This window comes from Thermosporothrix sp. COM3, from assembly GCF_059696735.1.
Genome location: NZ_AP019376.1, coordinates 6,136,791 through 6,161,822 on the forward strand (window position 1 = coordinate 6,136,791; position 25,032 = coordinate 6,161,822).

26 protein-coding genes are annotated in these 25,032 nt (G+C 52.1%); 13 read left to right on the top strand and 13 right to left on the bottom strand.

Features of this window, described 5'->3' with window-relative positions; translation table 11 throughout:
- Window positions 1–146: 146 nt before the first annotated feature.
- The 3 genes from KTH_RS26400 to KTH_RS26410 all read right to left on the bottom strand — a co-directional run bounded on the left by KTH_RS26400 (window position 147) and on the right by KTH_RS26410 (window position 3,852).
- On the bottom strand, window positions 147–1,451 hold the full coding sequence (locus KTH_RS26400) for a magnesium transporter (RefSeq protein WP_497621876.1): 1,305 nt from the start codon (window positions 1,449–1,451) through the stop codon (window positions 147–149).
- An 11-nt stretch (window positions 1,452–1,462) separates the two neighbouring features.
- Window positions 1,463–3,139, bottom strand: a complete 1,677-nt coding sequence (gene pyrG, locus KTH_RS26405) for a CTP synthase (protein ID WP_497621878.1) — start codon at window positions 3,137–3,139, stop codon at window positions 1,463–1,465.
- Between the two features lie 65 nt (window positions 3,140–3,204).
- A complete protein-coding gene (locus tag KTH_RS26410) occupies window positions 3,205–3,852 on the bottom strand; it encodes an MBL fold metallo-hydrolase (RefSeq protein ID WP_111326160.1) in 648 nt (215 codons plus the stop codon).
- Window positions 3,853–4,272: 420 nt separating this feature from the next.
- Here KTH_RS26410 and secG point away from each other — a divergent pair, with 420 nt between their 5' ends.
- Window positions 4,273–4,512, top strand: a complete 240-nt coding sequence (gene secG / locus KTH_RS26415; protein WP_211326405.1) for a preprotein translocase subunit SecG — start codon at window positions 4,273–4,275, stop codon at window positions 4,510–4,512.
- A 122-nt stretch (window positions 4,513–4,634) separates the two neighbouring features.
- A complete protein-coding gene (locus tag KTH_RS26420) occupies window positions 4,635–5,420 on the top strand; it encodes an SGNH/GDSL hydrolase family protein (protein ID WP_497621881.1) in 786 nt (261 codons plus the stop codon).
- On the opposite strand, the gene KTH_RS26425 is transcribed toward KTH_RS26420, so the two are convergent.
- Window positions 5,330–6,604 carry an MFS transporter gene (locus KTH_RS26425; RefSeq protein ID WP_497621883.1) on the bottom strand — a complete coding sequence of 425 codons (1,275 nt, stop codon included), beginning with the start codon at window positions 6,602–6,604 and terminating at the stop codon, window positions 5,330–5,332. The two genes, KTH_RS26420 and KTH_RS26425, sit on opposite strands and share 91 nt — an antisense overlap.
- A gap of 289 nt (window positions 6,605–6,893) precedes the next feature.
- Here KTH_RS26425 and KTH_RS26430 point away from each other — a divergent pair, with 289 nt between their 5' ends.
- Together KTH_RS26430 and KTH_RS26435 are read left to right on the top strand one after the other, a co-directional pair.
- A complete protein-coding gene (locus tag KTH_RS26430) occupies window positions 6,894–7,442 on the top strand; it encodes a GNAT family N-acetyltransferase (RefSeq protein WP_497621885.1) in 549 nt (182 codons plus the stop codon).
- Between the two features lie 174 nt (window positions 7,443–7,616).
- Entirely contained in the window at window positions 7,617–7,976 is a 360-nt protein-coding gene (locus KTH_RS26435; RefSeq protein WP_497621887.1) for a hypothetical protein, read from the top strand.
- Between the two features lie 94 nt (window positions 7,977–8,070).
- Here KTH_RS26435 and KTH_RS26440 read toward each other — a convergent pair whose 3' ends face one another.
- Window positions 8,071–8,688 (bottom strand): TetR/AcrR family transcriptional regulator, encoded by a 618-nt coding sequence (locus KTH_RS26440; RefSeq protein WP_497621888.1) that lies wholly within the window; start codon window positions 8,686–8,688, stop codon window positions 8,071–8,073.
- Between the two features lie 133 nt (window positions 8,689–8,821).
- Complete coding sequence (locus KTH_RS26445; protein WP_497621890.1) at window positions 8,822–9,292, bottom strand: hypothetical protein; 471 nt, start codon at window positions 9,290–9,292, stop codon at window positions 8,822–8,824.
- Window positions 9,293–9,957: 665 nt separating this feature from the next.
- On the opposite strand from KTH_RS26445, the gene KTH_RS26450 reads away from it, so the two are divergent.
- The 5 genes from KTH_RS26450 (at window position 9,958) to KTH_RS26470 (ending at window position 12,855) form a co-directional block, all read left to right on the top strand.
- The gene (locus KTH_RS26450) at window positions 9,958–10,278 is read left to right on the top strand and encodes a zinc-ribbon domain containing protein (RefSeq protein WP_111326167.1); all 321 of its coding nucleotides are present in this window, start codon (window positions 9,958–9,960) and stop codon (window positions 10,276–10,278) included.
- 5 nt (window positions 10,279–10,283) lie between these two features.
- Entirely contained in the window at window positions 10,284–10,466 is a 183-nt protein-coding gene (rpsU, locus tag KTH_RS26455) for a 30S ribosomal protein S21 (RefSeq protein WP_111326168.1), read from the top strand.
- Between the two features lie 193 nt (window positions 10,467–10,659).
- Complete coding sequence (locus tag KTH_RS26460) at window positions 10,660–10,818, top strand: hypothetical protein (RefSeq protein WP_497621893.1); 159 nt, start codon at window positions 10,660–10,662, stop codon at window positions 10,816–10,818.
- Window positions 10,819–11,142: 324 nt separating this feature from the next.
- The gene (locus tag KTH_RS26465) at window positions 11,143–12,234 is read left to right on the top strand and encodes a hypothetical protein (protein ID WP_497621895.1); all 1,092 of its coding nucleotides are present in this window, start codon (window positions 11,143–11,145) and stop codon (window positions 12,232–12,234) included.
- A gap of 45 nt (window positions 12,235–12,279) precedes the next feature.
- Window positions 12,280–12,855, top strand: a complete 576-nt coding sequence (locus KTH_RS26470) for a beta-class carbonic anhydrase (RefSeq protein WP_111326170.1) — start codon at window positions 12,280–12,282, stop codon at window positions 12,853–12,855.
- A gap of 74 nt (window positions 12,856–12,929) precedes the next feature.
- On the opposite strand, the gene KTH_RS26475 is transcribed toward KTH_RS26470, so the two are convergent.
- Window positions 12,930–13,700, bottom strand: coding sequence for a phosphate signaling complex PhoU family protein (locus KTH_RS26475; protein WP_111326171.1), 771 nt, complete (start codon window positions 13,698–13,700; stop codon window positions 12,930–12,932).
- Window positions 13,701–14,003: 303 nt separating this feature from the next.
- Here KTH_RS26475 and KTH_RS26480 point away from each other — a divergent pair, with 303 nt between their 5' ends.
- The gene (locus tag KTH_RS26480; RefSeq protein WP_497621897.1) at window positions 14,004–14,843 is read left to right on the top strand and encodes a PIG-L deacetylase family protein; all 840 of its coding nucleotides are present in this window, start codon (window positions 14,004–14,006) and stop codon (window positions 14,841–14,843) included.
- A 49-nt stretch (window positions 14,844–14,892) separates the two neighbouring features.
- On the opposite strand, the gene murJ is transcribed toward KTH_RS26480, so the two are convergent.
- The 5 genes from murJ to KTH_RS26505 form a co-directional block, all read right to left on the bottom strand.
- Entirely contained in the window at window positions 14,893–16,665 is a 1,773-nt protein-coding gene (gene murJ, locus KTH_RS26485; RefSeq protein ID WP_497621899.1) for a murein biosynthesis integral membrane protein MurJ, read from the bottom strand.
- Between the two features lie 131 nt (window positions 16,666–16,796).
- Window positions 16,797–17,318, bottom strand: coding sequence for a D-glycero-beta-D-manno-heptose 1-phosphate adenylyltransferase (rfaE2, locus tag KTH_RS26490; RefSeq protein ID WP_497621901.1), 522 nt, complete (start codon window positions 17,316–17,318; stop codon window positions 16,797–16,799).
- A gap of 20 nt (window positions 17,319–17,338) precedes the next feature.
- On the bottom strand, window positions 17,339–18,352 hold the full coding sequence (locus KTH_RS26495) for a bifunctional heptose 7-phosphate kinase/heptose 1-phosphate adenyltransferase (RefSeq protein ID WP_497621903.1): 1,014 nt from the start codon (window positions 18,350–18,352) through the stop codon (window positions 17,339–17,341).
- Window positions 18,349–19,152, bottom strand: a complete 804-nt coding sequence (locus KTH_RS26500) for a WecB/TagA/CpsF family glycosyltransferase (RefSeq protein ID WP_497621904.1) — start codon at window positions 19,150–19,152, stop codon at window positions 18,349–18,351. Before KTH_RS26500 ends, KTH_RS26495 begins: the two co-directional genes overlap by 4 nt.
- 6 nt (window positions 19,153–19,158) lie before the next feature.
- Complete coding sequence (locus KTH_RS26505) at window positions 19,159–19,449, bottom strand: DUF503 domain-containing protein (RefSeq protein ID WP_111326176.1); 291 nt, start codon at window positions 19,447–19,449, stop codon at window positions 19,159–19,161.
- Between the two features lie 187 nt (window positions 19,450–19,636).
- Here KTH_RS26505 and upp point away from each other — a divergent pair, with 187 nt between their 5' ends.
- The 3 genes from upp (at window position 19,637) to KTH_RS26520 (ending at window position 21,760) form a co-directional block, all read left to right on the top strand.
- Window positions 19,637–20,305 carry a uracil phosphoribosyltransferase gene (gene upp, locus KTH_RS26510; protein ID WP_111326189.1) on the top strand — a complete coding sequence of 223 codons (669 nt, stop codon included), beginning with the start codon at window positions 19,637–19,639 and terminating at the stop codon, window positions 20,303–20,305.
- Window positions 20,306–20,341: 36 nt separating this feature from the next.
- Window positions 20,342–20,764: a hypothetical protein gene (locus tag KTH_RS26515; protein ID WP_111326177.1), complete on the top strand. Its 423-nt coding sequence runs from the start codon at window positions 20,342–20,344 to the stop codon at window positions 20,762–20,764.
- 180 nt (window positions 20,765–20,944) lie between these two features.
- Window positions 20,945–21,760: a M55 family metallopeptidase gene (locus KTH_RS26520; RefSeq protein WP_111326178.1), complete on the top strand. Its 816-nt coding sequence runs from the start codon at window positions 20,945–20,947 to the stop codon at window positions 21,758–21,760.
- 68 nt (window positions 21,761–21,828) lie between these two features.
- Here the strand turns inward: KTH_RS26520 and KTH_RS26525 are convergent, their stop codons facing one another.
- Window positions 21,829–24,963, bottom strand: coding sequence for an FHA domain-containing protein (locus KTH_RS26525; RefSeq protein WP_111326179.1), 3,135 nt, complete (start codon window positions 24,961–24,963; stop codon window positions 21,829–21,831).
- Window positions 24,964–25,032: the final 69 nt, after the last annotated feature.

Consider the following 25,032-nt stretch of genomic DNA (forward strand, 5'->3'; position numbering starts at 1 on the left):
GAAGAGCGTGTCAATCATGCTGAAACAAGTGTCCTGTTTGAGAGGGAGACGCAGCAGTTCTCGCTTTGGCACGCTTGAGCAGCCGCCATTCCTCTCCCGCCTGAAGACGGGAGCTTCCTGGGCCGCTCCCGGGAAGCTGCTGCCCATCAGTACATTTTTGGTGGTCTCCGTCGTTTGTTGGGAGGAAGCAGCACATCAAGCGCGTCGTCAACCGTGACAATACCCTCAAGGATACCCTGCTCATTGACCACTGGAACGGCCAGCAGGTTATACTTGGCGATAGTCTCGGCAACTTCCTGCGCCTCTGTTTCAGGTGAGACCGTAATCAGGTCGGTGTGCATAAGCTGTTGAAGCTCCTGTGTCGGAGCGGCATCGATCAGCTTCCAGATATCGATCACACCTACAAGATGTGTCTCTTCCTCTTCACTCTCTTCAGCCAGACAGTAGACATATGGACTATGGATATCGTACTGATGCAGGTTCGTACGGATAGCCTGGAGCGCATCCGCGACGGTATGTGTCTGCTTGAGTGCGACATAGTCGGTCGTCATCAGGCCGCCAGCTGTATTGGCTGCATATTCCAGGAGCTCCTGAACCTCTTCTGAGTCTTCTGGCTTCATCAGATGAAGCAGTTCTTGCGCTCGTTCCTCAGGTATCTGTGCCAGAAGATCCGCGACCTCATCCGGTCCCATTGCCTGGAGAATCTCCGCTGCGCGGTGCTCGTCCAGATTTTCCAGAATAGCCTGTTGTCGTTCGGTGTCAATCTCTTCCATAGTATCAGCGGCGGTCTCATTATCGAGTTTCTCAATAATGCGTGCTCCCTGACCGGGTGAGAGCTGATGAACGATTTCAGCGATGTCTGCCGGATGGAGTTCGGCCAGATGCCCGCTTAATCCCGGGTGTGTGGGTGGAGTTGGCTCTAACGTGGTCTCCTCGATATCCTGATTGCCGGGCCGCTGGAGCCCGATAATCTCAATCTGGTTCCAGGGAATAAATTGGGTAGGCGTGCTCTGGCTTTTAGAGCCGAGGAGCCAGCCGGGAACCAGTCGCCGGACCAGTCCAAAGGTGCTGGCATCGATACCGAGGATCTGCCAATCACTGTCAAAAACGACGTCGTTGACGCGTACGGCTTTCTTGCGTTTGATGTCGATAACCTGCTTGTCGAAGACTTCCTGAGCCAGGGAGATTTCATCCTGTGATGAGGTGGTAGCGTCTTCTCGCTGTTCAAGCGGGAGAGCCAGGCGAAGTTCTCCCGCCTGATCCCATTCAAGGGTTGTGGGAAGAACTCGCCATTGTTGTTCGTTATCATCCTCTAACACCAGGGCACTCGGGTATGACGCCTGATTATGCCCTATCTGTGCTATCGGGACAAGGACATCAATAATTCTGCCCGCTCGTGTCTCCTGGGCTGTTTCAACTGTTTTACCGAGCAACTGGCTCAAGTACAACATGATAGGTAGAATTACCTTTCAACACGGGAGTCGGGCAAGACCTCGCGGACATCGAGCGAGGTTTCACTTTCGGTTCCCAGTGTCCTTTGCTGTACAGACTGCTTACAAGCGCCAACAAAATCACGGAAGAGTGGATGTGGCCGTGTCGGGCGGCTCTTGAATTCCGGGTGGAACTGTGAGGCAACATACCACGGATGGTCTTTTACCTCAATGATCTCGACCAGACTGTTATCAGCAGAGCGACCGCTGACAATCAGACCATTCGCCTCCATCCGTTTGCGATACTCGTTGTTGAACTCATAGCGATGACGATGACGCTCGAATACGATGGGCTCGTTGTAGGCCTTGTAGGCTTTGGTATCTTTGGTCAGGCAGCAGACCCAGTTCCCAAGACGCATCGTGCCACCTTTATCGGCAACCTGGCGCTGAGTGAGCATGAGGTCAATCACCGGGTGCGGGCTCTGAGGATCAAATTCGGAGCTATTTGCATCCTGCAAGCCAAGCACATTGCGTGCAAATTCAATCACCGCAACCTGCATACCCAGGCAGAGACCCAGATAGGGGATCTTGTTGCGACGGGCGAAGCTGGCTGCTTTGATCTTGCCTTCAATACCGCGATGTCCAAAGCCGCCGGGAACAATGATACCTGCCACATCTTCCAGCACCTCGGCCTCGTTCATCTTCTCCAGCGCTTCCGAGTTAATCCATTTGATGCGTACATCGACGTCATGGTGCCAGCCCGCATGATGTAGCGCCTCCGCGACCGACATATATGCATCGTGCAGCTCAACATATTTTCCAACGAGACCAATGGTCAGTTCGGGACGTGGGCTCTTGATCCTGGCGACCAGATCACGCCACTCCTGCATATTGGGCTCCTGCTGCTTCAGACCAAGCTCCTGAACGATATACTCGCCCAGCCCAGCTTCTTCCAGCGTGAGAGGCACTTCGTAGATGGTCTCGGCGGTTTCCATTGGAATGACCGCGCGGGTCTCGACGTTACAGAAGAGGGCAATCTTCTCGCGGATTTCGTCGCTGACCGGATAGTCTGAGCGGCAGAGAATGACATCTGGCTGAATGCCGACGCGCAACAGCTCTTTCACACTATGCTGGGTCGGCTTTGTTTTTAATTCTTTTGATGCGCCAATATAGGGTAGGAGTGTAACATGTAAATAGAGAACATCGCGCCGCCCTACATCAGTGCGCATCTGGCGGATAGCTTCAAGGAACGGTTCCCCTTCAATATCACCGACGGTACCGCCAACCTCAACAATGACAACATCGGCATCGGAGCGGCGGGCTACAGCGTGAATACGCTCTTTGATTTCGTTGGTGATGTGGGGGATAACCTGAATGGTGCCGCCGAGATATTCTCCGCGTCGCTCTTTGGCGATGACCGAAGCATAGACCTGGCCCGTGGTAATATTGTTGGCCTGATACACTGGCTCATCAGTAAAGCGCTCATAGTGCCCAAGATCAAGGTCTGTCTCAGCCCCGTCATCGGTAACAAAGACTTCTCCATGTTGATATGGTGACATCGTGCCGGGATCGACGTTGATGTAGGGGTCCAGCTTCATGAGCGAGACGGAGACTCCGCGATTTTTGAGGAGACGCCCGATGGAGGCGACACTGATACCCTTACCGACCGAAGATGCCACCCCTCCCGTCACAAAGATAAACTTTGACATACTAAAAAAACCTCCTTGATTCGGAGCCTTGCCGTTCAACTGTTTATGAAAAGATTCTACGATGACTACGTATGTGAGGTAAGTATCACAACCTGGGTCTCTGTCGGGAGTGTATTTGGTGTGACTACAAGCTTTGGCTGTGGGGTGATGGTTTCAATCCCCATTTCTTTACAGAACGTTTCGAGAACCCCCTGAGATTCTCCAGAGGTGTAGTGCATCGGTACCACAATACGAGGTTCAATCTGACTGATGACTTCCGCTGCTTGAGCGGCATTAATGACGTGCTCACCGCCAACAGGCAGCAAAAGGACATCTGCGTCTGCAACCGCTTCGAGTTGCGTTTCCTGTAATGTATGCCCTAGGTCTCCCAGGTGGCAGATAACCAGATCATCCATATGGATGACGTAGATAGTGTTGCGTCCGAACTTCTTTCCGTACTCTTTATCATGGAAAGACGCAACACCGGTAATGAGAACATCACTGATCTCATACTCTCCGGGGCCACGCACAATATAAGGAGTACCGCCTACTGCGCTCACGTTGTTGTGTCCGGGATGATTGTGACTGACGGTGACGATGCGGGCGTTTATCTGACTCAGCCGGGGCTGCTCCCCTTCTGAGGACCCTTGCAGTGGAGTGTATGGATCGGTTACGAGTGTAACTTGTTTGCCACGTATTTGAAAACAGGAGTGGCCCAGCCAAGTAATTTCCATAGTTGTGTTTTTCGCTTTTCTACATAAGTTCGGGCGGGGACCCTGTTGTCCTCGCCCGGTGTGTATTGTACCATAAGGACATGTCTGCTACAAGGGTATAGCCCGTTTGACCGATATCCCGTAACCCCCGCTTTTAGCGAGCCGACCCCTTCTCTCTGCTAATAACACTTCTGAATAAACAGGGCCGCGAGGGTGCCTGCTTTTGCTGATCCCTGCGCAAAAGGCGAGCTGCTACCGCTGCTATGCTCTCCCCTGCGCTGCAATTCGACTCTGAATGCACCGACTCGACGAAAACAGTGAACTATGGTATAATCTCCCAGAATTGGAGTACTGTAAGCTGAGCGGCTGTGCAGGAATCCAATGTGTTTTTCTGCTGTTTGTAGGATGGCTGGCCTTTCAGCCTGAAAGTGAGGATCAAAGTTGCCACAGCAATGGCTTCCAGCGATCTATGGTATTCAGATTATCCTGAGTATTGCTACGATGCTTTTTATTTTGATGCAGGCGCGTGGTGCTGGTCTCGGTAGCGCGTTTGGCGGTAGCAGTGCAGGATCAGTCTTTAAGACACGCCGTGGCGTTGAGCGTCTTGTCTTTAACATCACGATTGTCTGTGTTGTGCTCTTTGCAGGGCTGGCACTTCTCACCGCGGGCCTCGTTCGGTAATGCATACGATGTCGGGAGAGGCCACAAAGCAATCAAGCGGCCTCTCTATGCGGTGAGAGGCCAGCCTTTTCTTCGGTGGTTGAAAAAAGAGCGTCCTGAATTCAGCGAGAAACTGTTTTCTCATGAAATGGCTCAAATACCTTTTCCTCCTATCCCTTATAACGCTTGTGCTTGCCGGTTGCGCGGGCTCGATCCTGCAATCGGGTAGCCCCACACAGAAGCCTTCACCCAGAGAGAATATCTACGTTGCTATTGGTGCCTCTGATACGGTCGGTGTTGGCACTGAGCACCCTGAAACAGAGAGCTGGCCCGCACGTCTGGTTGAGCTCCTTGACCATAAGACCCGGCTGGTCAATCTGGGCTTCTCCGGTATTACCATGCATGAGGCTCTGGCTTCTGAATTGCCTCCGGCATTGGAAGTGCATCCTCGGCTGGTGACGATCTGGCTGGCGGTCAACGATCTGGCAGAGCATGTGCCAGCAACCAGCTATGCACACGATCTCGAAACCATGATAACCAGTCTGAAGCAGGCCGAGACTCAGGTAACCATTGCGGTTGCCAATGTGCCCGATTTGACGCTGTTGCCACGCTTTCGGACAACCGATCGTAAGGCATTAATGCAGCAGATCAGCGCGTACAACAGCGCCATCAAGGCGATTACCACCCGGCAACAGGTGATTCTGGTCGACCTCTATCAGCGCTGGTCAGAGATCAAACAGCATCCAGAGTATATCAGCGAGGATGGTTTCCATCCCAGCGCTGCGGGCTATAAGCGCCTTGCCCAGATCTTTTATCAGACCTTGCAGGAAAAGCATGTTCAGGGTAGGGAATCAAACGACTGGCGCTGGACAGAGAGTGCGACTGTGACCAGTATCAGGAAGGCAAGCAGTGTCCAGACCGCAAGGTGAATAAAGGCGATCATTGGTGAAAAGAAGGTCCAGAGCAGGCCAACCATGATCCCCGCAATCGCACTTCCACAGGCCTGAAAAACCGGCAACAGCCGGAGCGCGGACAGACGTAGTTCGGCGGGTGAAAGTGCCACTATCGCGGCTTTCTGACAGGCCTGAATACAGCCGTTGCCCATCCCGGCCAGCGTGAAACAGAGCATCAACCAGGCTGGATGCGCGAGCGAGAAGGCGAAGCCCAGGTAAGAAAGCAGGTAGAGCAGCAGGCCAAGTGAGAGCAGCGTGACTGAGCCCCAGCGTTCGCTGAGCCACGCAGAGAAGAAGCCGTTAATCGAGGTAACCATGTTAAAGACGGCGTAAAGCAGCAGCGAAACCAGCACAATCGTGGTACTGCTAAGTTGTTCAGGTAGCATCTGGATCGTGCGTAGAAGCAGCAGCGTCGTGGTGACCTGACAGACAGAGAAGAGCCCCAGAGCCGCAAGGACCAGACCCACACTGCGTTGTAACAGCGAGAGCGCCTGAAGCGAGGTCGGAGGCTGTTCACGTATCGTTGAGCGGCGGCGGAAGAAGAAGGTAAGCAACTGAAAGCCAAGCGCCAGCACGCCCAGTAAGAGCGAGATCACAAACGCGGCTCCCGACTGAAGCCAGAATACCAGAGCCAGTGCCAGGAGCGGAGCGGCGATATTCCCCATATGCTCCAGAAGCCGAACCAGACCATACGTTCGCCTGAACGTAAACGAGGGGCCCAGATCAGCCAGAAATGCCTTGAATGCCGGCGTATACAGGCCCCGGCTGGTGGCTGCTGAGATGCGAAACAAGGCGAGTTGAGCTGTGGTGGTGGCAAGGCCAAGCAAGGAATAACAGCAGGTCGTGGCACAGTGGCCTAGCAGAATGGTGAGGAGACGACGCCGGGGAGTGGTTGCCAGATGGGTTCCAAGAATTGAGGCAAAGATGGCGAGTGCGATTGCCCCCCCTTCTATGATGGTGACCAGGAGAATGGGCGTTTTGAATTGGATGAAGAGCGCCGCCAGCAGCGATAACGGAAGTTCATATCCCAGTGTTGTCAGGAAACTCCCGATGCCCACTCCATATTCACCGGGTGAAAGGAGGTAGGGAGACGGACGCGGTGAGGATGCTCGTAGTTCAACAGGTGCCGGGCACGAATCTTGAATCGAGTCTGTAGACATACAATACCTCCAACCCTTCCAGCATCACATAACTATTTGACACAATATGAATACTAAGTGTATTGTAGCACAATGTCAATCATTGTATAGTGATATCCGTATGGATATACAGAAAATTCCCTGTTATTCAGGTTGTAGGGCATATGCTTGCACCGTTTTGAGAATGCCATGAGTAGCCAAAAAGGATCTTCTCTGACTGGTACTTCATGTGTAATGCACCTTTTTCCCTCCTTTTCTCTATTGTATGAATGTGGAGCGTCATATGAATCGATGAAAAGGAGGAGCCGCAATGTCTATATCCGATCAACGCTGGCCCATTGAGGGGCAACCGACCCTGTTTCTGTACACCTGGACGGAAGCAGACTTCTCCGCGGTTCAGCGTCTCTCTATACAACAGGGATGGCTGACTCCCGCCTTGCGGCCCATAGAGGCGCTGCAAGTCTGGAAAACTCTTCTATCGCGCTGGTCACGGTCGACAGTCAGCCTGAACAGATCGTTGGCATTGTGCGTGGGATCAACTGACGGGATGATTACGATGTTTATAGCGGAACTGCTGGTTGATGCCCGCTATCGTGGCAGAAAAGTGGGCAAGACACTACTACAGGTCTGCCAGGACCTGTATCCACGCACGCGCCTTGATTTGATCTCTACTGATGAGGCAACGGCTTTCTATGCACGGGTGGCTTTCGTCTTACTGGTGAGGGAAGGCGCAAAAGCTACGTATAACAGAGATGGGATATTTGCTGAAGAAGAGGTAGTAGCGCAATACTGCTTGTCCACAGTAGAGAGGTGGCCCATTCGTCCTGGTAGGCCACGCTCAAGGGGAGAATGGGAATAGGAGGAATGGCTATTCCAGTAACAAACAGGGACATATTGCGTTTTATGTAGTGATTGTTGTTTTGTAGGAAACGCTACATACCACCATTTTTGTAGAGAGTGTTGAAGCTGTAGAATGTTTACTGAAAAACCTGCTTTATTCATAGAAAAGCAGGCTCTTTCAATGGTGAAAGCGATGTATCTAACACAAGAGCTTGGTGAGATCGTGCAGCAGTATGGGCGCTTTCAGCTGCGGGAAGTTCTGGTGTGCAAGGGAGAGCGGGTATTGCGGTCAGCATTATTGCAACTTTCACTGGTTCTGGCTTCAGGCGAAGAACTGGTCATAGCCTATCTGACCTCCCGTGGAGGAAGGCCCGATGATGTGATAGAGCGTGTACAATCCTGGTTAGTTGGTCAGCAACGCCAGATAGAAGAAGCAAAACTGTGGCTGACAGAAACGGATGATAGAGAAACAATAGAAAGGTTTACGATGCTTTTGGAGCAGTGGGAACCATGTTATACCGAAGTATCCCGGGCTCTGGAGGAGCTTTCATAGATCGGGGTCGTTTTCATAAGAGAGTACAGCCAGTGCAAAGGGCAGAACTATTTCTTCTAACCATGATTGGTGTATAGGGAACCGCATTCCTTCCTTATGCATCAATTTTTTTGTCCTGTTTGAGGACGCCTTGCAGAAACATCTGTTCTAATTGGTCAAGAAAAGCAGCATCTAAAGGAGCTTCCAGTACCAGCATCCGCACATAGAGGGCGCCGGTCATCGCCGTAATGAAAGCGCCTGGATCAGTGTCCGGTCTGACCTCGTCCCGCTCAATCGCACGTTGCACGAGCGTGCCCAGATGGCTGAAGCGCGTCTGCCAGTAGAGCTGGCGGGCCTCGGAGTCGGTGCGGTTCATGGTTGAAAACATCGAGCGTGTCAGCAGGACGCCGTCAGGAGATTCCAGAAAAGAGGCGCTTTGCTGTAGCAGTGCATGAAGATCAGAGCGAAAACTACCCGTGTCCGGAAGCGGAATGGTGTCGTTCATTCGGGCAAGAACTGTCTCAACGACGAGGCCTTCGCGGCTTTTCCAGCGCCGATAGATCGTTGATTCAGGGACGCCAACCCTGGCGGCAATTTCGGCGACGTTCAGCCCTTCTATGCCCCGATCTTTTAACATCTGCATGGTTGCCTCCATCACGGCGGCACGAATGCGGGCGCTGCGGCCACCCGGGCGGCGTCTGGGAGAAGTGGGTTTCTGCTCGGGGTCAGTCATGTGCTTCCTTCTGTCTGTGAGAGTGGTTGGCGTTCTCTCTTCCTATGAGCGGAAAAGGGAGGTTGCCTGTATCAGTGTATCACATCGTCTCTGGAGAAGAAACGACGGGAAGGCAGAGCCTTCCCGTACAGGGTTATTGCAGGATTTTCCCGAATTCGTCGGTTGATCTGGAGTTTTGCCGATGATCGGGCTTCGGTGCATAAGGATGTGAGCCGGGCTGCTTGAGTTGGGCAGGGCGATGTTTCTGCGCCAGCTTCTGGTAGCGCAGGGGATCGGCTGCCAGCAACTTATAGTCGTTTCTGATGTCGCCAGTATATTCAAGGACATTATGATCATAGCGCACATCGCCTTTGAGCACAAAGCGAGCTTTCAACGTTTTGGGGTTATAGCGTACGCGCAGAACGTCCCCAACGCGTGGACGTAAGGCGACAGCATTGAAGTATCCCCGAATGGTTGTGCGAAAAGGCGCTCGATTATCTGGCCTGACCTCTATCAAAAACTCATAGTGAAATTTGTGGTCGCGGATACGGTTGCCTCGAATCTCAGCGGAAAGGACAGTTGCCAGAGCCTGTTCACTGAATCTCGATGTAAAAAGATCAAACATGGTCGCAAGTCCCCGTTTACACAGTGATCCACTTCTTTCATGACACTCTTTCATGGTATAGGATTGAGAGTAGATGCGTGTCGACCAAGAAGAACGGATAAGCCAGCAGAAAGGTAAACAGATAGATTGAATAGAAACGTTATAGTATTTTCTCGTGAAGAGAAAGAGGAGATGGGGGAATCCCCTTCTACCGCCCCTATTATACCATATGGTTGAGTCCAAGAAGAGGATATTTTTGTTGAGTTTGGGAGACAAAAAGGAGAGTTGTTGTGCCAAAAGGCAGATAAAAGACGTTTTTGCAATCATAGCGGGAAAAGTGAGAGTACGGGGAAAGATTAGATTCTAATTAGAAAAATGTAAGTAGGCAAAAAGAAGACTAGTGTTGGTTAGTATTCTGTGGTATACTGAGCTGACCTGTAAGGTGCAGAGTTGCTCTGAATAGTTCTATGGTTTGTCCAGAACATGCGAGACAGTGCCAAAACCAGCGGGTTATCAGGCTAAGAGAACTGTCGCGACAGCGCACAGGTGTCAGGAAGGTTAGAAAGATCACTGAGGCCAAGAAACGGATGAGCCACAATCTATTAGTGACGAGAAGCTCGCAATGCAGGTAAGTAGTTCAAAGTTAACCGAAACAATCAGTTCAGTCAGAAAAGAGAGTTGTTGACATGATGTATACTGACCGGACCCTGTATTGTCGCGATTGCAATCAGGAGTTTGTCTTTACCGCTGGTGAACAAGAGTTTTTTGCAAGCAAGGGCTTGACCAACGATCCTTCACGTTGTCCTTCCTGCCGCGCTGCACGCCGTCAGAATGCCGGTGGTCGTGGTGCCGGAAGAGAGCGCTCCGGTGGCCGTCAGATGTATACCGTTATCTGCGCTAGCTGTGGCAATGAGGCACAGGTTCCGTTCCAGCCTCGCGATGATCGTCCCGTTTATTGCAATGACTGTTACCAGTCACAGGGTGCGTCCCGTAGATCGCGTTGGTAGTCGCTATGGGACATATTGTCGTACATGAGGGTGATTCTTTCGAGTTTGCATTGAAGCGATTTAACCGCAAGGTGCAGCAAGCGGGGATTCTCTCGGAAGCACGCCGACGCCGATTCTATGAAAGTCCTCAGGCCCGTCGTAAGCGCAAGGCTGAAGCCCAGCGTCGTAGACAGCGTCGCGGACGCTAATCCTGGAGTCGCAGAAAAAGGACAACTGACCATCGCTCCGATGGCAGTTGTTTTTTTTGGCCTTTTTCAGGGGGAAATATAGTACTGGTAGGTATTTTTCTGGCATTGCATTGACTTCCAGTTTGCTCAGGTGTATCGTATAGATAGAATTAAAAATATATATCAAGAAAAGCTATTTTGTGAGGTGTGTAAAATGTCTGTATTGCGAAAACTGCATGAGGTGAAAATCATCTCTGTTCGGAAAGATGACAAAACGCTCTTCGCTCTCCCTCTCTGGGCGGGCCTGCTTGGAATTGGCCTGCTTGTCCTCTTGCTCTGTGGCAGACGCAACAAACAAGCAGAGGTCGCATAACGGCTCCGTCAATGTGGTATGCAGGCAGGGAAAGATCATCGTTCCCTGTCTTCTTTTATTTTGGTTGTTGGATGTAGAAACGGAGTAAGAGGAAAAGGGGCAGAGGAGGCGAGAGAAGGTGTGTTCTGGCGGCCTGATGACAAATTTGTGAGTGAAAAAGTCTCGGCCTTATCATTTATAATGATAGGGGAAGGTGTGAGGTGTGGAGGAAGCGTTTGTTCAGTCAACGGATTGTGAACGATCTTTGCTGCCAGACGTGTTTTTTTACTGTCGCGAAGAGCCTTCTTGAACGTATCATTTGCTATGGAGATGGGAGTCTGGTTTATGGCTCGGCGTTCTTACACACAACCTGCCAGAAGAAGCGTAGCTTCTATTGTTCAATTTCATCGCTGGAAATCATTACTGATTATCGTCCCTTTAATCGTGCTTCTGATTCCAACCTACCGATATCTGGTTGATGGATTTAACTTTGCGGTCCATGCGGGAAGTAATGTATTTCCGGCACTTTCAAATTTCTTTTATGTCATGGGTGATCCAAAGAAGGATGATACCGCGGAAACAAAACCCCGTCCACCTTTTCCGTACCCGGCTGTTCTGCCTGTTGCTGGAACTATTACCTATACTGTGGCGGAAGGTGATTCCTGTAACAGTGTGCTGACCTATCAGATGAATATGAATCAGGCCGGAACGATCTTCAGTGATAGCAAGCCGGAGACTGTCGCTATCCTGAATAAAGCGATAGGGCAGGACTGCCATAAGCTGCAACCGGGCATGAAATTGCGGCTCGCTCCTCAATATCCGTTGGTGGCGCTTGGAGGCGTTGTGAAGAAAGTGGAGCTCGCGGCAACGCCGCAGGAGAAAGCAGTTCCTACTCCTACCCCGCTTATCACAATCCCGAAAGGCGCGACAGCTTCAGATGATGAGGAAGAGAAGAAGCCGGATTGTGCCGAGGGCTGTAAGCTGACGGTACAGGTGGGAAAACAGTCTCAGGATACAGTGACCGTGTTCGTGTATAGCTCGTTGACCGTTGAGGAAGGTGCATGGGTCTGGGTACAGGGCCAGTTTGTGCGTCAGACTGTGAAGAATTTTCCCAATTACCCATACGCACAACCGGGAGTAACAGCCCGGAACTATCTCTTACAGGCCTGTTATTTTCAGGTCGACGATCAGCTTGATCCCGATGTTCGGCGCTGTCGCAGTCTGGAACCGAATACCATTGAAGATGATGGTGGCTCCTGGTTGCTGGCGGTTGGCGGTGCGGGCGGACTGAATCACTGGAAGTATCCGGTCAAGGTTCCTGATAATACACCGGTGCTCCTCTGGTTAAGTAGTACAGATGATGGTAAGCTAGAATATAAGCCTGGAAATCCGATCTATCGTTATGAGGATAACGGGCAGTATGTTCCTTTCAAATAACAGGCGTGGTCAAAGCGCTAATATCTCAAGGAAGAAGAGCAGTGAATGATGTTAGATGAGATTTTGCAGCATAACCAACAGTTTGTAAAAAATCAGAGGCCGCCACAGATTGCGTCGGCCCCGAGGAAGCATACCGCGATTGTTACCTGCATGGATTGTCGTCTCGTGCGCATGTTTGAGGACGCGCTAGGCCTGGAACGCGGTGACGTTCTGGAACTGCGAACAGCAGGAGCAACGATTTCTGAGCCTGAGCGCGAGCATCAGCAGAATGACCTGATTCGCTCGATTGCTGGAGGTGTCTATCTGTTGGGTGTGCGTGAAGTGCTGGTGATTGGTCATACCGAGTGCGGCTTGACAAAGATCAATCCAATCTCGCTCTCTGCTTCAATGCAAGCTCTGGGGGTGGACCCGCAGCGCTTGATTGAGCAAGAAGGACTGGGGAGCATCGAAAAGCTGATGCAGTGGATGGGCGCGTTCCATGATGTCCACCTGAATGTGCAGGAGGTCGTCGAGGTGATTCGCAAGAGTCCCTATCTGCCGCGCATCCCGGTCCACGGCCTGGTGATTGATATCAATACCGGTGAATTAACCGTTGTAGATCGCGATACAAGAGCCGCTTAAAATACTCCTTTCCTTCTCCGGGTATCCGCTTTGACGCTCTGCGCATACCCGGGGAAGGATGTGCCTTCGCTGCTTTACTGCTCACTGGTCGGGCGATTGTAGGCCTCACCTTCAATAATAAAGAGCAGACGTTCACAGATATTCGAGCAATGATCGCCTACGCGCTCTAGTTTATGTGCAATCCAGAGCAAGTATGTCAGCCGTTGCAGGATCAGTGAATCACTTTGAAGGGCTGGAATGGCACGAGCGCCGGATAGCATTGCCATTAAATCATGTCGCACCAGATGGTAACGGACGTCGACCACATCGTCCTCTTCCCAGATATAGCGTGCGGCATGGGCATCGCGATCTTTAAACGCTTTCATTGTGCCCTGAAGCACCCGGCGCGCCTCTTTACCAAGATCCTGTAAGCCATCCATTATGGATTGCTCTGTGATCTCACCGTGGTTTGCTCCGGGTTCGGTTTTGGCGGCTTTATCAACGGTTACATGTGGCATCGTTTCGCCGCGCAAGGGGGCCATACGCAGGACATTTTGCGCTATGCCGGCTGCGCCATCGCCCGTGCGTTCAAGGTCACCGGCAATGGAGAGTGTTGAGGCCAGAAAGCGCAGGTCACGCCCTCCAAGCGGCTGCTGAAGCGTGAGGAGGCGCACTGTATGTTCCTCAATTGCGGCGCGTAGACTATCGATAAGATTATCATTTTCGATGACCAGGCTGCATTTTGCCAGATCACCGGTTGCTAGCGCTTCAAGCGCCTGCCCCAATGCGTCATCTACCATCTGCCCCAGACGCAGGATCTGCTCATCTAAGAGCTTGAGTTCTTTGTCAAGCGTTGCTCGTGTCATGCAGCGATCTCCTTTGAAATGAGTCCCTCCAACGAAGGAGTACATTCCGTGATTTTCCGGCGTCAACATCGTATCCTCAGAGGAGACGGACGATCCACCAAAGATACTGTAACATATTTTGCATAGAAAATATAGTGAAATATACTAGAAAAACTTTCTATTCCTGAGGGAATAGCGTAGCAGTCATAGAGAGAGTAACAACCAGAGGGCCCGTCCTCTATTGCAGATTTTGGGTGGATACGCTACATTAGCAATAGGTTCCACCTGAGTAACCGACTACAAAGCACACAAAGGAAAAGAGCTATGTCAGCGAAGCGACTACTCGGCGTGTTTGCGCACCCCGATGATGAAGGGATGATTGGTGGAGCATTGTTACACTATGCACATGAGGGTGTTGAAACGGGGTTGGCATACGCTACAAGAGGCGAGGTAGGAGAGGTTGCAGATCCCTTGCTGACCGCGCCTGCAAATATGGGTGAGATACGAGAACAGGAAATGCGTGAGGCTGCTGAGATGCTCAATGTGAAGCATCTCTGGTTCTTAGGCTTCAGAGATTCCGGGATGGCCGGTGTTGAGGCAAACCATCATCCCCTGGCGCTGCTGAATGCCCGGCGAGCAGATGTGATTGGACGCCTGGTGAAAGTCATCAGAGAGTTTCAACCGCAGGTGCTTATTACCTTCGATGAGACAGGGTGGTATGGTAGCCCGGATCATATTTTGATGTATCGGTATGCGACCAGCGCGTTTCATGCAGCCGCAGATGGCGCTCTCTATCCTGAACTGGGTCCTGCGCACGCGGTCTCAAAGCTCTATTATTGTGCCTTTGCTCGGCGCCAGATTCGGATGATTGAAGATTGGTTGGAAGGGCAGGACTTTGAGGGCGCGTTTAAGGGCCTTGATCCCTCAAAGTTAGGAATGACCGATGAACAGATCAGCGTGGTGCTTGATGTAGAGCAATGGAGTGATCGCAAGGAGTGGGCGATGTCTCGTCATCGAACACTGGTCAATCCGAGTAGCCCGTTTGCCCAGATCCCGCCAGAGCTACAACGGCGCTGGCGCGCAACCGAATATTATCAGCTCGCGACATCGCGTGTCGGTGAAGATGTGGTTGGTGAAAATGACCTCTTTGCCCGAGTCCCCTGAGAAATGAGAAGGCGAAGAAGCTGACCTTCCCCGCCTTCTTTTTCGATTCCTACGCTTTTTTCTTGCCCAGTTTTGCCAGCAGGACACCTTTGACCATACTGATCTCTTCCACTTTCAACAGCGAAGCAACCACAAAGTAGAGCGCCGCCCCCAGACCACCGCACACCGCGAGCTTGATAACGTTGCCAATGAATTTGTTCACTGGCAAGGGCACAATGGAAATACCTTGCAGGAGCCCCCAGACCGCCGCCGCCATAATCAGGGTGGCAACAAGAATCTTGAGCACTGACGGAATCATGGTGCGCAGATGCAGTTCGCCAATCGCGAAACGCAGCCAGATCAACAGGATGATCGCGTGCAGCGAGTTCTGAACGCTGTTCGCGAAAGCCAGCGCGGGCATGCCCCATGTATGGGAAAAGGGAAGCGCTATGAGAAGGTACCCCAGAACGCTGATGAACGAGACAATCACCGGGATAACCGTATTTTTCCGCGCATAAAAGGCGGAAATCGCGAGCTGATCAATGGCGATAAAGGGAAGCTGGAAAGAGTAGTATTGGAGCGCCAGCGCACCATTGAGGGCGTCTTCAGCTTTAAAGCCGCCATGTTCAAAGAGGGCGCTCATAATGGGATACTGGAGCAGCAGCAGTCCCGCCATCGCCGGAACCATCAGCAGCAATCCCAGGCGGAAACCAAGCCGCAACATTTCTTTGAAGCGTTCTAGATTTCCCTCACGGGCAAACTCGTTCAGAAAGGGGAGCACAGCCGCCCCGAGTGCAGTTCCAACTAACCCCTGTGGAAACTGAATCAATGTCGTTGCAAAGGTCATTGCACTGATATTGGCTTCACCGCAGGCGCTTGTATTATTAAGCACCGCGGCACAGGGTGCATCCGAGGCAAGGTGTGTATCCAGAAAGGTGACCGCGATGCTGACGATAAAGCTGACCGCGATCGGTGCATAGAGCTTCAGGATGCGTCGAATCGCCGGGTGACTTAGATCCAGCACGAACATATAGCCCAGACGATGCCGTCGAAGTGCGGGAATCAGAATTGCAACCTCACCCATTGTGCCCAGAATGGTGCCAAGCGGTAGCGCGTAGAGGCCGATAAAATGCGCTCCGAGTAGCGTCGTTCCTGCCACACCGATCATGATACCAATATGGTAGCTTGCCTGAGCCAGCGGTGGGAAGCCGAATTCTTTCAGGGCGTAGAGAGCTGCCGAAAGCACATAGTAAGGACCAAGAAAGAGCAGTGAACAGAAGATAATGCGTCCAAATTGTAAGGTGAGTGGCTTGTTTGTCGCATCAAAGCCAGAAACCAGAAAGCTATCAAAGAAGACTGGAGCCAGAAAATAAAATGCCACCGTTGAGATAATCGTGATGAGCAGAATCAGATTGACGACAGTATAGACAATCCGGCGCATCTCGGTGCGCTTCTCATCTGCCGCATAATCATTAAAGGTAGGAACCAGAGCTCCGGTGACTGCTCCCGTCACCAGCAGGTCGATAAAGCGCTGTGCCGGGCTAAGGGCTGCGCTAAAGGCTGCTGCAAGGACCGGGCCAAGCGAGGCCACCGTTGATTGACGGACCATGCCAACCAGGCTGCTGACCAAATTCCCCAGCCCTACAAGCGAAGCGGACTTCATCAGGCCGCCGCGTGGAGCCGCTTGTTCAGCGTCCTGTGTAGCTGTCGCGACAGTGGGGATTGGCTCAGCTTCGGGGGCAATGGTATCAGTAGAAGAGGATGGAACCGTTATCAAAGTTTGCTCTTCAGATGATTGCGATATGTCTTGTTCTTTTTTTGTTACCTTATTTTCTTTTGCCATCAATAATGGTGCTCCTTACCGGATATCAAAAAACCAAGAGGGCAGGCGGAGGTTTCTCTATTTGTGTGAATTCTACAGAAAGAACGAAGGGGGAAAGCATTTTCCCCCTGCTATAGCACAAAGATCCTGTTTCAGGAACGTGACGGGAGGCGTTGGATTCTGGCAATAAGCTCAGTTGTGGAGTGATTCGGAATATAGGCAAGTAAACGTACACTTCCACCATATGCCTGGACGACGGCTGCTTCGGGTAAACGTTTTGGATCGGGCAGGCTGTTCTGTACGCTGGCATAGTCCGCGCCTTTCACGTAGATGGAGGGACGGAGCGTATTCACCAGCTCCTCGGCGGTTGGCTCATCAAAGATAGTGATATAATCGACCATCTGAAGCGCCGCCAGAATCTCGGCGCGTTCCTCCTGTGGCACAAGTGGGCGTTCTTCTCCCTTAAGGCGACGCACGCTGGCATCCGCGTTCAGGCCGACAATCAAGAAATCTCCGAGGTCACGCGCCTCCTGCAAATAGCGTACATGGCCCAGATGTAACAAATCAAAGCAGCCGTTCGTGAATACAGCTTGCTCTCCTGCGGCCTGGCGTTGGCGTACGATGTCTGCAAGCGTGGCACGCGCGAGTATCTTTTGTTGGATTGAAAGCTGCATATTTCTATTTTTCATACTTTTCATCGTAGAATGCTCATCAGTTCCTCTTGAGTATTGCTGGCGCAGCCAAGCCGACGCACCACCAGTGACGCGGCAGCATTTGCCAGATAGGCGGCATCAGCCTTATTGGCTCCGGCGGCCAGAGCCAGCGTAAAAGTAGCGGCAACAGTGTCGCCGGCGCCGTTGGTATCAACGATCTCGCTGGCATGCGGTAACGGGTAAACCGGCAGGTGCAACGGCTCTTGCCCCTCTTCAAACAGGCTCATCCCCTCACTACCACGCGTAATCAAGACGCTGTTGGCCTTGCTTCCCTTCAAAAGCTTTTCCCCCGCAGCATGCAGATCGTCCAGCGTTTTGATTTTCATGCCAAGCGTCAGTTCGGCTTCTGGCTGATTTGGTGTGAGTGCGGTTACGCCCTGAAAACGGAACAGGGAACCATGTGAGTCAACCACGACAACCTTGTTCTGTTCCCGAGCCAGCGGGATGCAGGTGTTGATAATATCCGGACTGATGACCCCGTTTTCATAATCAGAAAGGACAATAGCATCAATTTCGGGCAAGAGATCGCGAATATAATCGATGATCGGGCCTTTACAGCCATCGTTAATCTCCGATGTATCGACGCGATCAACGCGCACAATGTGCTGCCGGACCACCTGTGAGCTTCCGGCCATAATGCGGGTCTTGGTTGAGGTGGGGCGCGAGCGATCAGTAATCAGCCCATCCTGATGCATGCCAAGCTCCCGAATGGCGGCGCGAAGCTTTTCGCCGGTCGCATCATCGCCGACCACGCCTGCAAGATAGACCTCAGCTTCCAGCGTGCGGGCATTGACTGCCACATTGGCGGCGCCACCGGGAATCAGGCGTTCCTCGAAAAGCTCCAGTATCAGCACGGGAGCCTCCCGAGCGATGCGGGTCGGGTTGCCAATCAAGTATTCATCGGCTACCATATCCCCTATGACCAGTACCCGCTTTCCCTTAAATGCCTGTATGATAGACCTCAAATAGGAGGTGTTTCCAACCTGCGCTGTCATTGTTTTTTCTTCTTCTTCTTCTTCTGTTCCTTCAAGAAAATCAGTACCATAAAGCGCGGAATAGCCAGCATCCGCCAGATGCGCCAGGGCTGACGGTAGAGTCGGTAGAGCCATTCCAGTCCGAGACGCTGCATCAGTTTGGGGGCTCGAGGCGTGCGTCCAGAAAGAAAGTCGTACGCACCACCGACGCCCATCGCAACCGCAACGGGCAGGCGCGAGAGATTGCGGCTAATCCAGAGCTCCTGTGCGGGGGCGCCATAAGCGACACAGAGTATGTCGGCCTTTGCCTCACGGATACGAGCAAGAATGTCCTCTTCTTCAGCCGGGGCGGGAGAGCCCGCGTAGGTACCGGCAATGATCAGCCCCGGATGTTTCTGTTGCAGAATGCGGGCCGTCGCTTCGGCAACACCTGGTGCGGCTCCAAGCAGATAGAGCCGATAGCCTTTTTCGGCACAGAGTGGAGCCAATGCCGCCAGTGTATCAGTCCCTGTGACGCGTTCCGGTGCTGGCTCCCCTTTATACCGCGTGCCCCAGACAACGCCCATGCCATCGGGGACAACCAGCGTCGCCTGATTGATGCATTGGCGGAATAACGGATTCCGCTGAGCTGTAATGATAAACTCTGTATTAACAGTGACGATTTGTCGACAGGGTATATCAGTAGTATTACGATGAAGGGCTACAATTTGGTCAATCCTGGAAAGTGTTTCAGCTTGTGAGAGGAGATCAACCCGTACGCCCAGGAGTGTTGTAGAGGGGGGCGACGGGTGCGATGGTATATCTATCATAGGTGTTGACATAGCATTTTACCAGTGCATGATTTCAGTCTCAAAGTTTGAAATTTCGATATCAGGGCGCGTTTCTTCAATGTAATTTCGGACATGTTCAAGAATCTCGGCGGCGTGTCGACTGTCGTTGCTGACACAGCTAACGCCAAGTTCTGCGAGTTGCCAGCGGTCCTGTTCCGCAACTTCCGCGATCGCAACGGAAAACTGGTTGCGTATCCTTGTGACCACTGATTGGACGATCTGCCGCTTGTCTTTGAGTGTCTGCGATGCAGGCAGAAAAAGCGTGATAGAACATACTCCTATTACCATGCATGTAGTATAACATACCCTCCGAGCGCTGTAACGAGGGACAACCCGTAATGGTTGGGTGTGAACTGAATTGATACTCGACGACGAAAGACAACTTTGCTACAATTCCGAGAGAAGTTGCCATAAGGCAAAGGAGCAAGTAGAGATGATCGATACAAATACCCAGGAAAAGAGGCAGAAGCTTCCTATGCAAGGGGTGCCGCAGCCAACACGAGAGGAAGTATTAAAGCTTCCGCGTGTGCATATCTCCACTCATCCTGTGATGGCCCATAAGATGACGGCACTGCGGAATAAACATACCTCATCGGCGGAGTTCTATCAACTCGTCAAAGAGGTTGGAGCACTGCTTGCATACGAGGCAACGGCCCATCTCGCGTTAGAACCGTGGGAAATTGATACGCCGCTAGAACGTACGACCGGCTATCGACTGGCGGGCGGGATTGGCATTACTCCCATTCTCAGGGCTGGCCTGGGATTGGCGGAAGGCTTCCGTGAGGTAATTCCGGATGCTCAGGTGTGGCACCTCGGTTTGAAGCGTGATGAACGCACACTTCAGGCGATGGAGTATTACAACCAGTTGCCACACAAAGTTGATCTTCAGATCTGTTATGCGGTTGATCCAATGCTTGCAACAGGTGGCTCAGCAATCGATGCTGTCAATATTCTGAAACGCAAGGGGATCAAGCGCATTTCTTATGTTGGGATCATTGCAGCGCCCTATGGTCTGCTCAAACTCTCTCAGGCGCATCCAGATATCGACATTTACATCGCTGTGCTTGATGAGAAACTCAATGATTATGGCTATATTGTCCCTGGTCTTGGCGATGCGGGAGACCGCCAGTTTGGCACATTCTAAGTCAGCCAGATCATTCGGGAAAAGGGATTTTAAAGAGTGTCGGATGCATTCGATGATATTCAAGTAGAAGAATATTCTTCGGCTCGTGAAGAGCAGACAGTCCGTGAAGGGGAAGAGGAGCCGGGAACCGAGGCCAAAGAGGCTGAACAACAGGTGCCCGAGGCACACGGTGGGCCTCTGGGATGCTGTATGGGCGTCGTTATTGGCATGATGGGTATGCTGATGATTACGGTCGGGCTTTCACTGTTCATCTTTCAGCGCTCTATCCTTGGCGGGTGGGCTCTGCCTATCTCGCTGACAGGCGCGGTCATCTGCGGGGTGATTGGCTGGTGGGTCGGGAAAAAGGTGTATCGTGAATATGAGCTCAGCCCACGACAGCGTGAACGGCTTGCTCGCCTCGAAAAGGAGTATGCAGAGAAGCAGGCACGCAGAGAGAGAAAGCGCGGACAGACGGTATAGTGTTTCTTTTTGGCTGCACGCTTGTGCACTCAATTTGACCCTCTTTCAGGACGGGAAAAAACGCTTGAGAGCGGCAAAGGGCTGGACGGAAGGGGCGTATCTGAGTGTACAATAAAAAGACATATCAACTTTCTCTGTTTCAAGAAGGGATTCTGAAACTGGAGTGAAAGCGAGGAGAGAATGCGTGTAGTTATTTTCTGTGATATGGAAGGAATCTCCTGTATTGAAAACTGGGAACAGGTGACAGGGGGAACCGCTCTGTATGAAGAAGGAAGAAAACTCTATACCGATGAAATGAATGCAGCGGTGCGCGGTGCGCGTGCTGCCGGGGCAAATGAGGTCATCGTTGTCGACTGTCATGGCGCCGGAGGCGCATATAATTTCAGAAGCTTTTTAACGGATCGCCTGGAATCGGGGGCTCAGTATGTTTTCGGGTATCCGTGGGCGCGCTATATCGAAGCTTTTGAACAGGGATGTGACGCCATTCTCTTTGTCGGTGCGCATGCGATGGCCGGGACACCCGATGGTGTACTGTGCCATACGGTCTCAACCGAGTCGTGGCACAATGCCTGGATCAATGATATTCCGGTTGGTGAGAGCGGCATTCTGGCGGCTATTGCGGGCTGTTGGGATGTGCCGGTTGCGTTTGCCTCGGGTGATGAGGCAACCTGCCGTGAGGTTCATACTTTGCTCGGGAAAGAGGTCGTCACGGCTGCTGTGAAAAAAGGGCTGGGGCGTTTCACTGCTCGTAGCCTGGCTCCGAAAGATGCCTGTGCTCTGATCGAGATGCGTGTTGCACAGGCGTTAAGCCAGAAGAACTGGCCCAAACCATTGAAATTTGAAGGCCCCGTCACCTTCAAGGTCGAGCTAGCAACCCCGGATCGCGTCAGCGACTTTATCGGGCGTAAGGGCGTGCAGTTTGATGGTTCACGTATTGTCTATTCAACGGCAAATACGTTCTGGGAAGCATGGGACCAGTTCTGGTACCGACACTAAGCAATCTCTAGCACGAAAAAGAAGGGAGCATCTGTTTCAGACAGGTGCTCCCTTTTTGTTGGTCCGGTTTAGACACGAGCGTCTTTCCGCTTGAGGAACAGGCCGATCAGGATTGTGAGGACAACAATAATGGCTATCAGTGCACCCCAGGCCAGGAGAATGCGCTGAACCGACTCATTCTGCGAGTAGGTGCTGAAGAGCTGACCCTGATAGGTGTAGGTGTCACCGAAGAGCTTGTCTCCGTTGATCTTATCACTATGCAGGCCGACTGATGAGCCAAGCGCGGCCATTGCCCAACGTGTTGGGAAGATGAAGGCCGGTATTTGCAGGAACCAGTCCTTAAAGGGAATGATAGCTCCAGCAAAAATGACCTGCGGGATCAGGATAATCGGCACAAAGCTGATGGCTCGGTCATTGTTTGGCGCGATTGCGGAGATGGTCAGACCGATCATCAGACCGGCAATTGAGCAGAGCACCAGCGTGATATAGACTTCCAGCAGTACCGGGAGAAAGACCCCTTTCTGTAATGGTTCGCCGATATGGATAATGGCGAGCAACACAGCGGCCTGGAAGAGACAGAGGATGCTCAGCACAATGATCTTCGAGAACATGTAGGGTAGAATGCCAAGATTGACAGCGCGTTCACGGCGATAAATGTGCGCCTCTTTCACGATTTCGCGTGAGCCGTTAATACAGCCGAATAGCACGGTGCCGAAGGCCATAATGAAGAGGACCGTCTGAGCATCCTGACCATAGCCCGGCATCAGGAACTCTTGCAGTGCTTTCTTCACATCATTGTCATTCTGCTTGAGCAGCTCTTTTGCCGGGATAAAATTCTGATCGCGTGCGGCTTCCGGGCCCTCCTTTGCGTCCTTGTACTTCTGCAGGAAGTCCTGCGCCTTATCGCAGGTGACAGTATCTTTCTCTTTTGCCTCAGGCATCATCAGCGGCGCTTTTTGGGTGTGGTTTGTCTGCTTGTCTGTGACTTCCACCAGCGTCTGCGTGCGGCACATCACGATCTTGTCTGTATTAAAGATGCCGGTTCCGATCTCAAAGCGGACCATAAAGACAAGCAGAAGCGCGATAATCGGTGCCTGTAAAAGCAGCAGAGCCAGGTTACCAGGATCATTTTTGAGCAACTCAACATAGCGCATGGCAAGCAACCAGAATTGCGCGAAGGGATTGCCGCGCTTGACCCGCTTGATTTGCTGCTGCTGATACTGTCCGTTTGCGCGTTTGGCCTGCCCCTCGTTCAGCGGGGTCACCACATACTGATAGTAATCAGGCGAGTTCTTAAAGCGGGCCTCGGCCTCTTCTGGAATTCGGGGGTTTTCCGGAGTGGGTTCGAGAGCGCTATAGATCTCCGCGAAGTCCGATTTCCCGAAAAACGCCTTAGCCTCATTTGGAGGCCCGAAGTAAGCGACACGACCCCCTTGAGCCAGGAAACAGACATAATCACATGCATTGATATTGTTGGTCGCGTGCGTTACCAGAATGATGGTGCGTCCGCGATCTGCCAGACGACGCAGCAGATACATCATCTTGCGGTCCAGGCCGGGATCAAGGCCTGAAGTTGGCTCATCCAGGAAGAAGATGCTCGGGTTTGCCAGCAATTCCAGTGCGATCGAGACGCGTTTGCGCTGACCGCCAGAAAGGCGATTGACCAGTAATTTACGGCGCTGTGTCATCTCAACATCTTCCAGGACCTCGTTAATGCGTTGCTCAATTTGCTCCCTGGTGAAGTCGCTGGGGAGGCGCATTTTCGCCGCGTAATAGAGCGCTCGCTCGACGGTCAATTCGCGGTGCACGATATCATCCTGTGGCACATAGCCAAGCTGCGTGCTGAAGGCGGCAAGGTTCTGGTAATAATCCTGCCCGTTGTAGAGGACAACTCCTTTATGAGCAGGACGCAGGCCGTTCAATGCATCCATCAGGGTTGACTTACCAGCGCCTGAGCCACCGACCAGCGCCACAAACTTACGTGGCGGAATGACGAGAGAGATATCATTGAGCAGAATAACTTTATTATTGCCCTCTTTGTAGAGGTTGAGTGCATCAATACGGATGCTGTTACTCTCGTCATATTGGGTGAGCTGTGTGCCGGTATAGGTCAGACGATAGGGACCAATACGGATTTCATCGCCGGCTGCAAGCAGATGGTTGGTGACCTGACGTCCATTGATGTAAGTATGGTTGGTGCTGTTAAGGTCGAGCAAGCGATAGCCACCATTAGGCTGCTGATCGAGGCGGGCATGGTGAGCCGAGACCTGGGGATGATTAAGCACAACCATGTTGTTAGGCGCGCGACCGAGTGTGATCGATGGAGCACCAAGCGGTATCGGATGAATCTCAGGGGGAATCTCCTGAGAAGTGCCGCTGCCATCATCATATGTCAGCGTGACAAGAGTGCCGTGTTCGTCGCCGATACGAAAAATATCCCCATGTACCAGAGGCTTCCGAAATTGCTCATTGCCATGAATGATACGGCCTTGATACATCAAGCCGTTTAAGGTCTGGCCGCGTGAGGGATGAGGGTGAACCAGCACCCACTGATTATTTTCGCGAACAATCTGTGCATGAAAGCCTGAGACTACCGGCTCATTGATGATAATATCGCATTGGGGATTGCGCCCGATATTGATCACTGGCTTGAGCAGACGATGCGACTGCTTCTCCCGCTGAATATTACTGCTTACTTCCAGGGATGGCATTCCTTCGATGGCTGTTTTATCTGGTGCCAGTCCTCTGGAAGGAGGAGGTACAGGGCTGGCAGGCCCATTGGGCATAGCCGCTACGGGTGGAGGCGTTGGCGCGAATGCTGCCGCCGGCTGGTGTGCAGAAAGCACCATTTGTTGTGGGCTTGATGGCTGATTCGGTGGGGATACAGCCTGCGCAAGAAAGACAAATGTGGTATCTTCTCCTAATCCCACAATCGTATTATGTGAGATCGCGGCTTGTTGTATTTTGTTCTGGTTGACGGTAACAATGCTGTGTTGCGAGAGGTTTTCCAGCATCCAGCTACCGTTGTTCCAGGTAATACGAGCGTGATGTCTGGACACTTTCGGGTCAGGAATCACAACATCGTTGCTTCCTTCGCGCCCCAGGGTAATAAGCGGCTTATTGAGTGGAAACGATTTTCCTTTCAATGGACCGGTGAGGAATTGGACCGAGATAGGGCCCGGCGGGCTACTCGCTGCGTTCATCAAGGCACTCCTGGTTGAGAAATAGATTGAATGCTATGTATTATATCCTGTAGACGTTGGAAAAATGTA

Coding starts and splice junctions, on each gene's coding strand:
- KTH_RS26400 (WP_497621876.1), bottom strand. CDS start 1,451: ATGTTGTACTTGAGCCAGTTGCTCGGTAAAACAGTTGAAACAGCCCAG.
- pyrG (WP_497621878.1), bottom strand. CDS start 3,139: ATGTCAAAGTTTATCTTTGTGACGGGAGGGGTGGCATCTTCGGTCGGT.
- KTH_RS26410 (WP_111326160.1), bottom strand. CDS start 3,852: ATGGAAATTACTTGGCTGGGCCACTCCTGTTTTCAAATACGTGGCAAA.
- KTH_RS26420 (WP_497621881.1), top strand. CDS start 4,635: ATGAAATGGCTCAAATACCTTTTCCTCCTATCCCTTATAACGCTTGTG.
- KTH_RS26425 (WP_497621883.1), bottom strand. CDS start 6,604: ATGTCTACAGACTCGATTCAAGATTCGTGCCCGGCACCTGTTGAACTA.
- KTH_RS26430 (WP_497621885.1), top strand. CDS start 6,894: ATGTCTATATCCGATCAACGCTGGCCCATTGAGGGGCAACCGACCCTG.
- KTH_RS26435 (WP_497621887.1), top strand. CDS start 7,617: ATGTATCTAACACAAGAGCTTGGTGAGATCGTGCAGCAGTATGGGCGC.
- KTH_RS26440 (WP_497621888.1), bottom strand. CDS start 8,688: ATGACTGACCCCGAGCAGAAACCCACTTCTCCCAGACGCCGCCCGGGT.
- KTH_RS26445 (WP_497621890.1), bottom strand. CDS start 9,292: ATGTTTGATCTTTTTACATCGAGATTCAGTGAACAGGCTCTGGCAACT.
- KTH_RS26450 (WP_111326167.1), top strand. CDS start 9,958: ATGATGTATACTGACCGGACCCTGTATTGTCGCGATTGCAATCAGGAG.
- rpsU (WP_111326168.1), top strand. CDS start 10,284: ATGGGACATATTGTCGTACATGAGGGTGATTCTTTCGAGTTTGCATTG.
- KTH_RS26460 (WP_497621893.1), top strand. CDS start 10,660: ATGTCTGTATTGCGAAAACTGCATGAGGTGAAAATCATCTCTGTTCGG.
- KTH_RS26465 (WP_497621895.1), top strand. CDS start 11,143: ATGGCTCGGCGTTCTTACACACAACCTGCCAGAAGAAGCGTAGCTTCT.
- KTH_RS26470 (WP_111326170.1), top strand. CDS start 12,280: ATGATGTTAGATGAGATTTTGCAGCATAACCAACAGTTTGTAAAAAAT.
- KTH_RS26475 (WP_111326171.1), bottom strand. CDS start 13,700: ATGACACGAGCAACGCTTGACAAAGAACTCAAGCTCTTAGATGAGCAG.
- KTH_RS26480 (WP_497621897.1), top strand. CDS start 14,004: ATGTCAGCGAAGCGACTACTCGGCGTGTTTGCGCACCCCGATGATGAA.
- murJ (WP_497621899.1), bottom strand. CDS start 16,665: ATGGCAAAAGAAAATAAGGTAACAAAAAAAGAACAAGACATATCGCAA.
- rfaE2 (WP_497621901.1), bottom strand. CDS start 17,318: ATGCAGCTTTCAATCCAACAAAAGATACTCGCGCGTGCCACGCTTGCA.
- KTH_RS26495 (WP_497621903.1), bottom strand. CDS start 18,352: ATGACAGCGCAGGTTGGAAACACCTCCTATTTGAGGTCTATCATACAG.
- KTH_RS26500 (WP_497621904.1), bottom strand. CDS start 19,152: ATGTCAACACCTATGATAGATATACCATCGCACCCGTCGCCCCCCTCT.
- KTH_RS26505 (WP_111326176.1), bottom strand. CDS start 19,449: ATGGTAATAGGAGTATGTTCTATCACGCTTTTTCTGCCTGCATCGCAG.
- upp (WP_111326189.1), top strand. CDS start 19,637: ATGCAAGGGGTGCCGCAGCCAACACGAGAGGAAGTATTAAAGCTTCCG.
- KTH_RS26520 (WP_111326178.1), top strand. CDS start 20,945: ATGCGTGTAGTTATTTTCTGTGATATGGAAGGAATCTCCTGTATTGAA.
- KTH_RS26525 (WP_111326179.1), bottom strand. CDS start 24,963: ATGAACGCAGCGAGTAGCCCGCCGGGCCCTATCTCGGTCCAATTCCTC.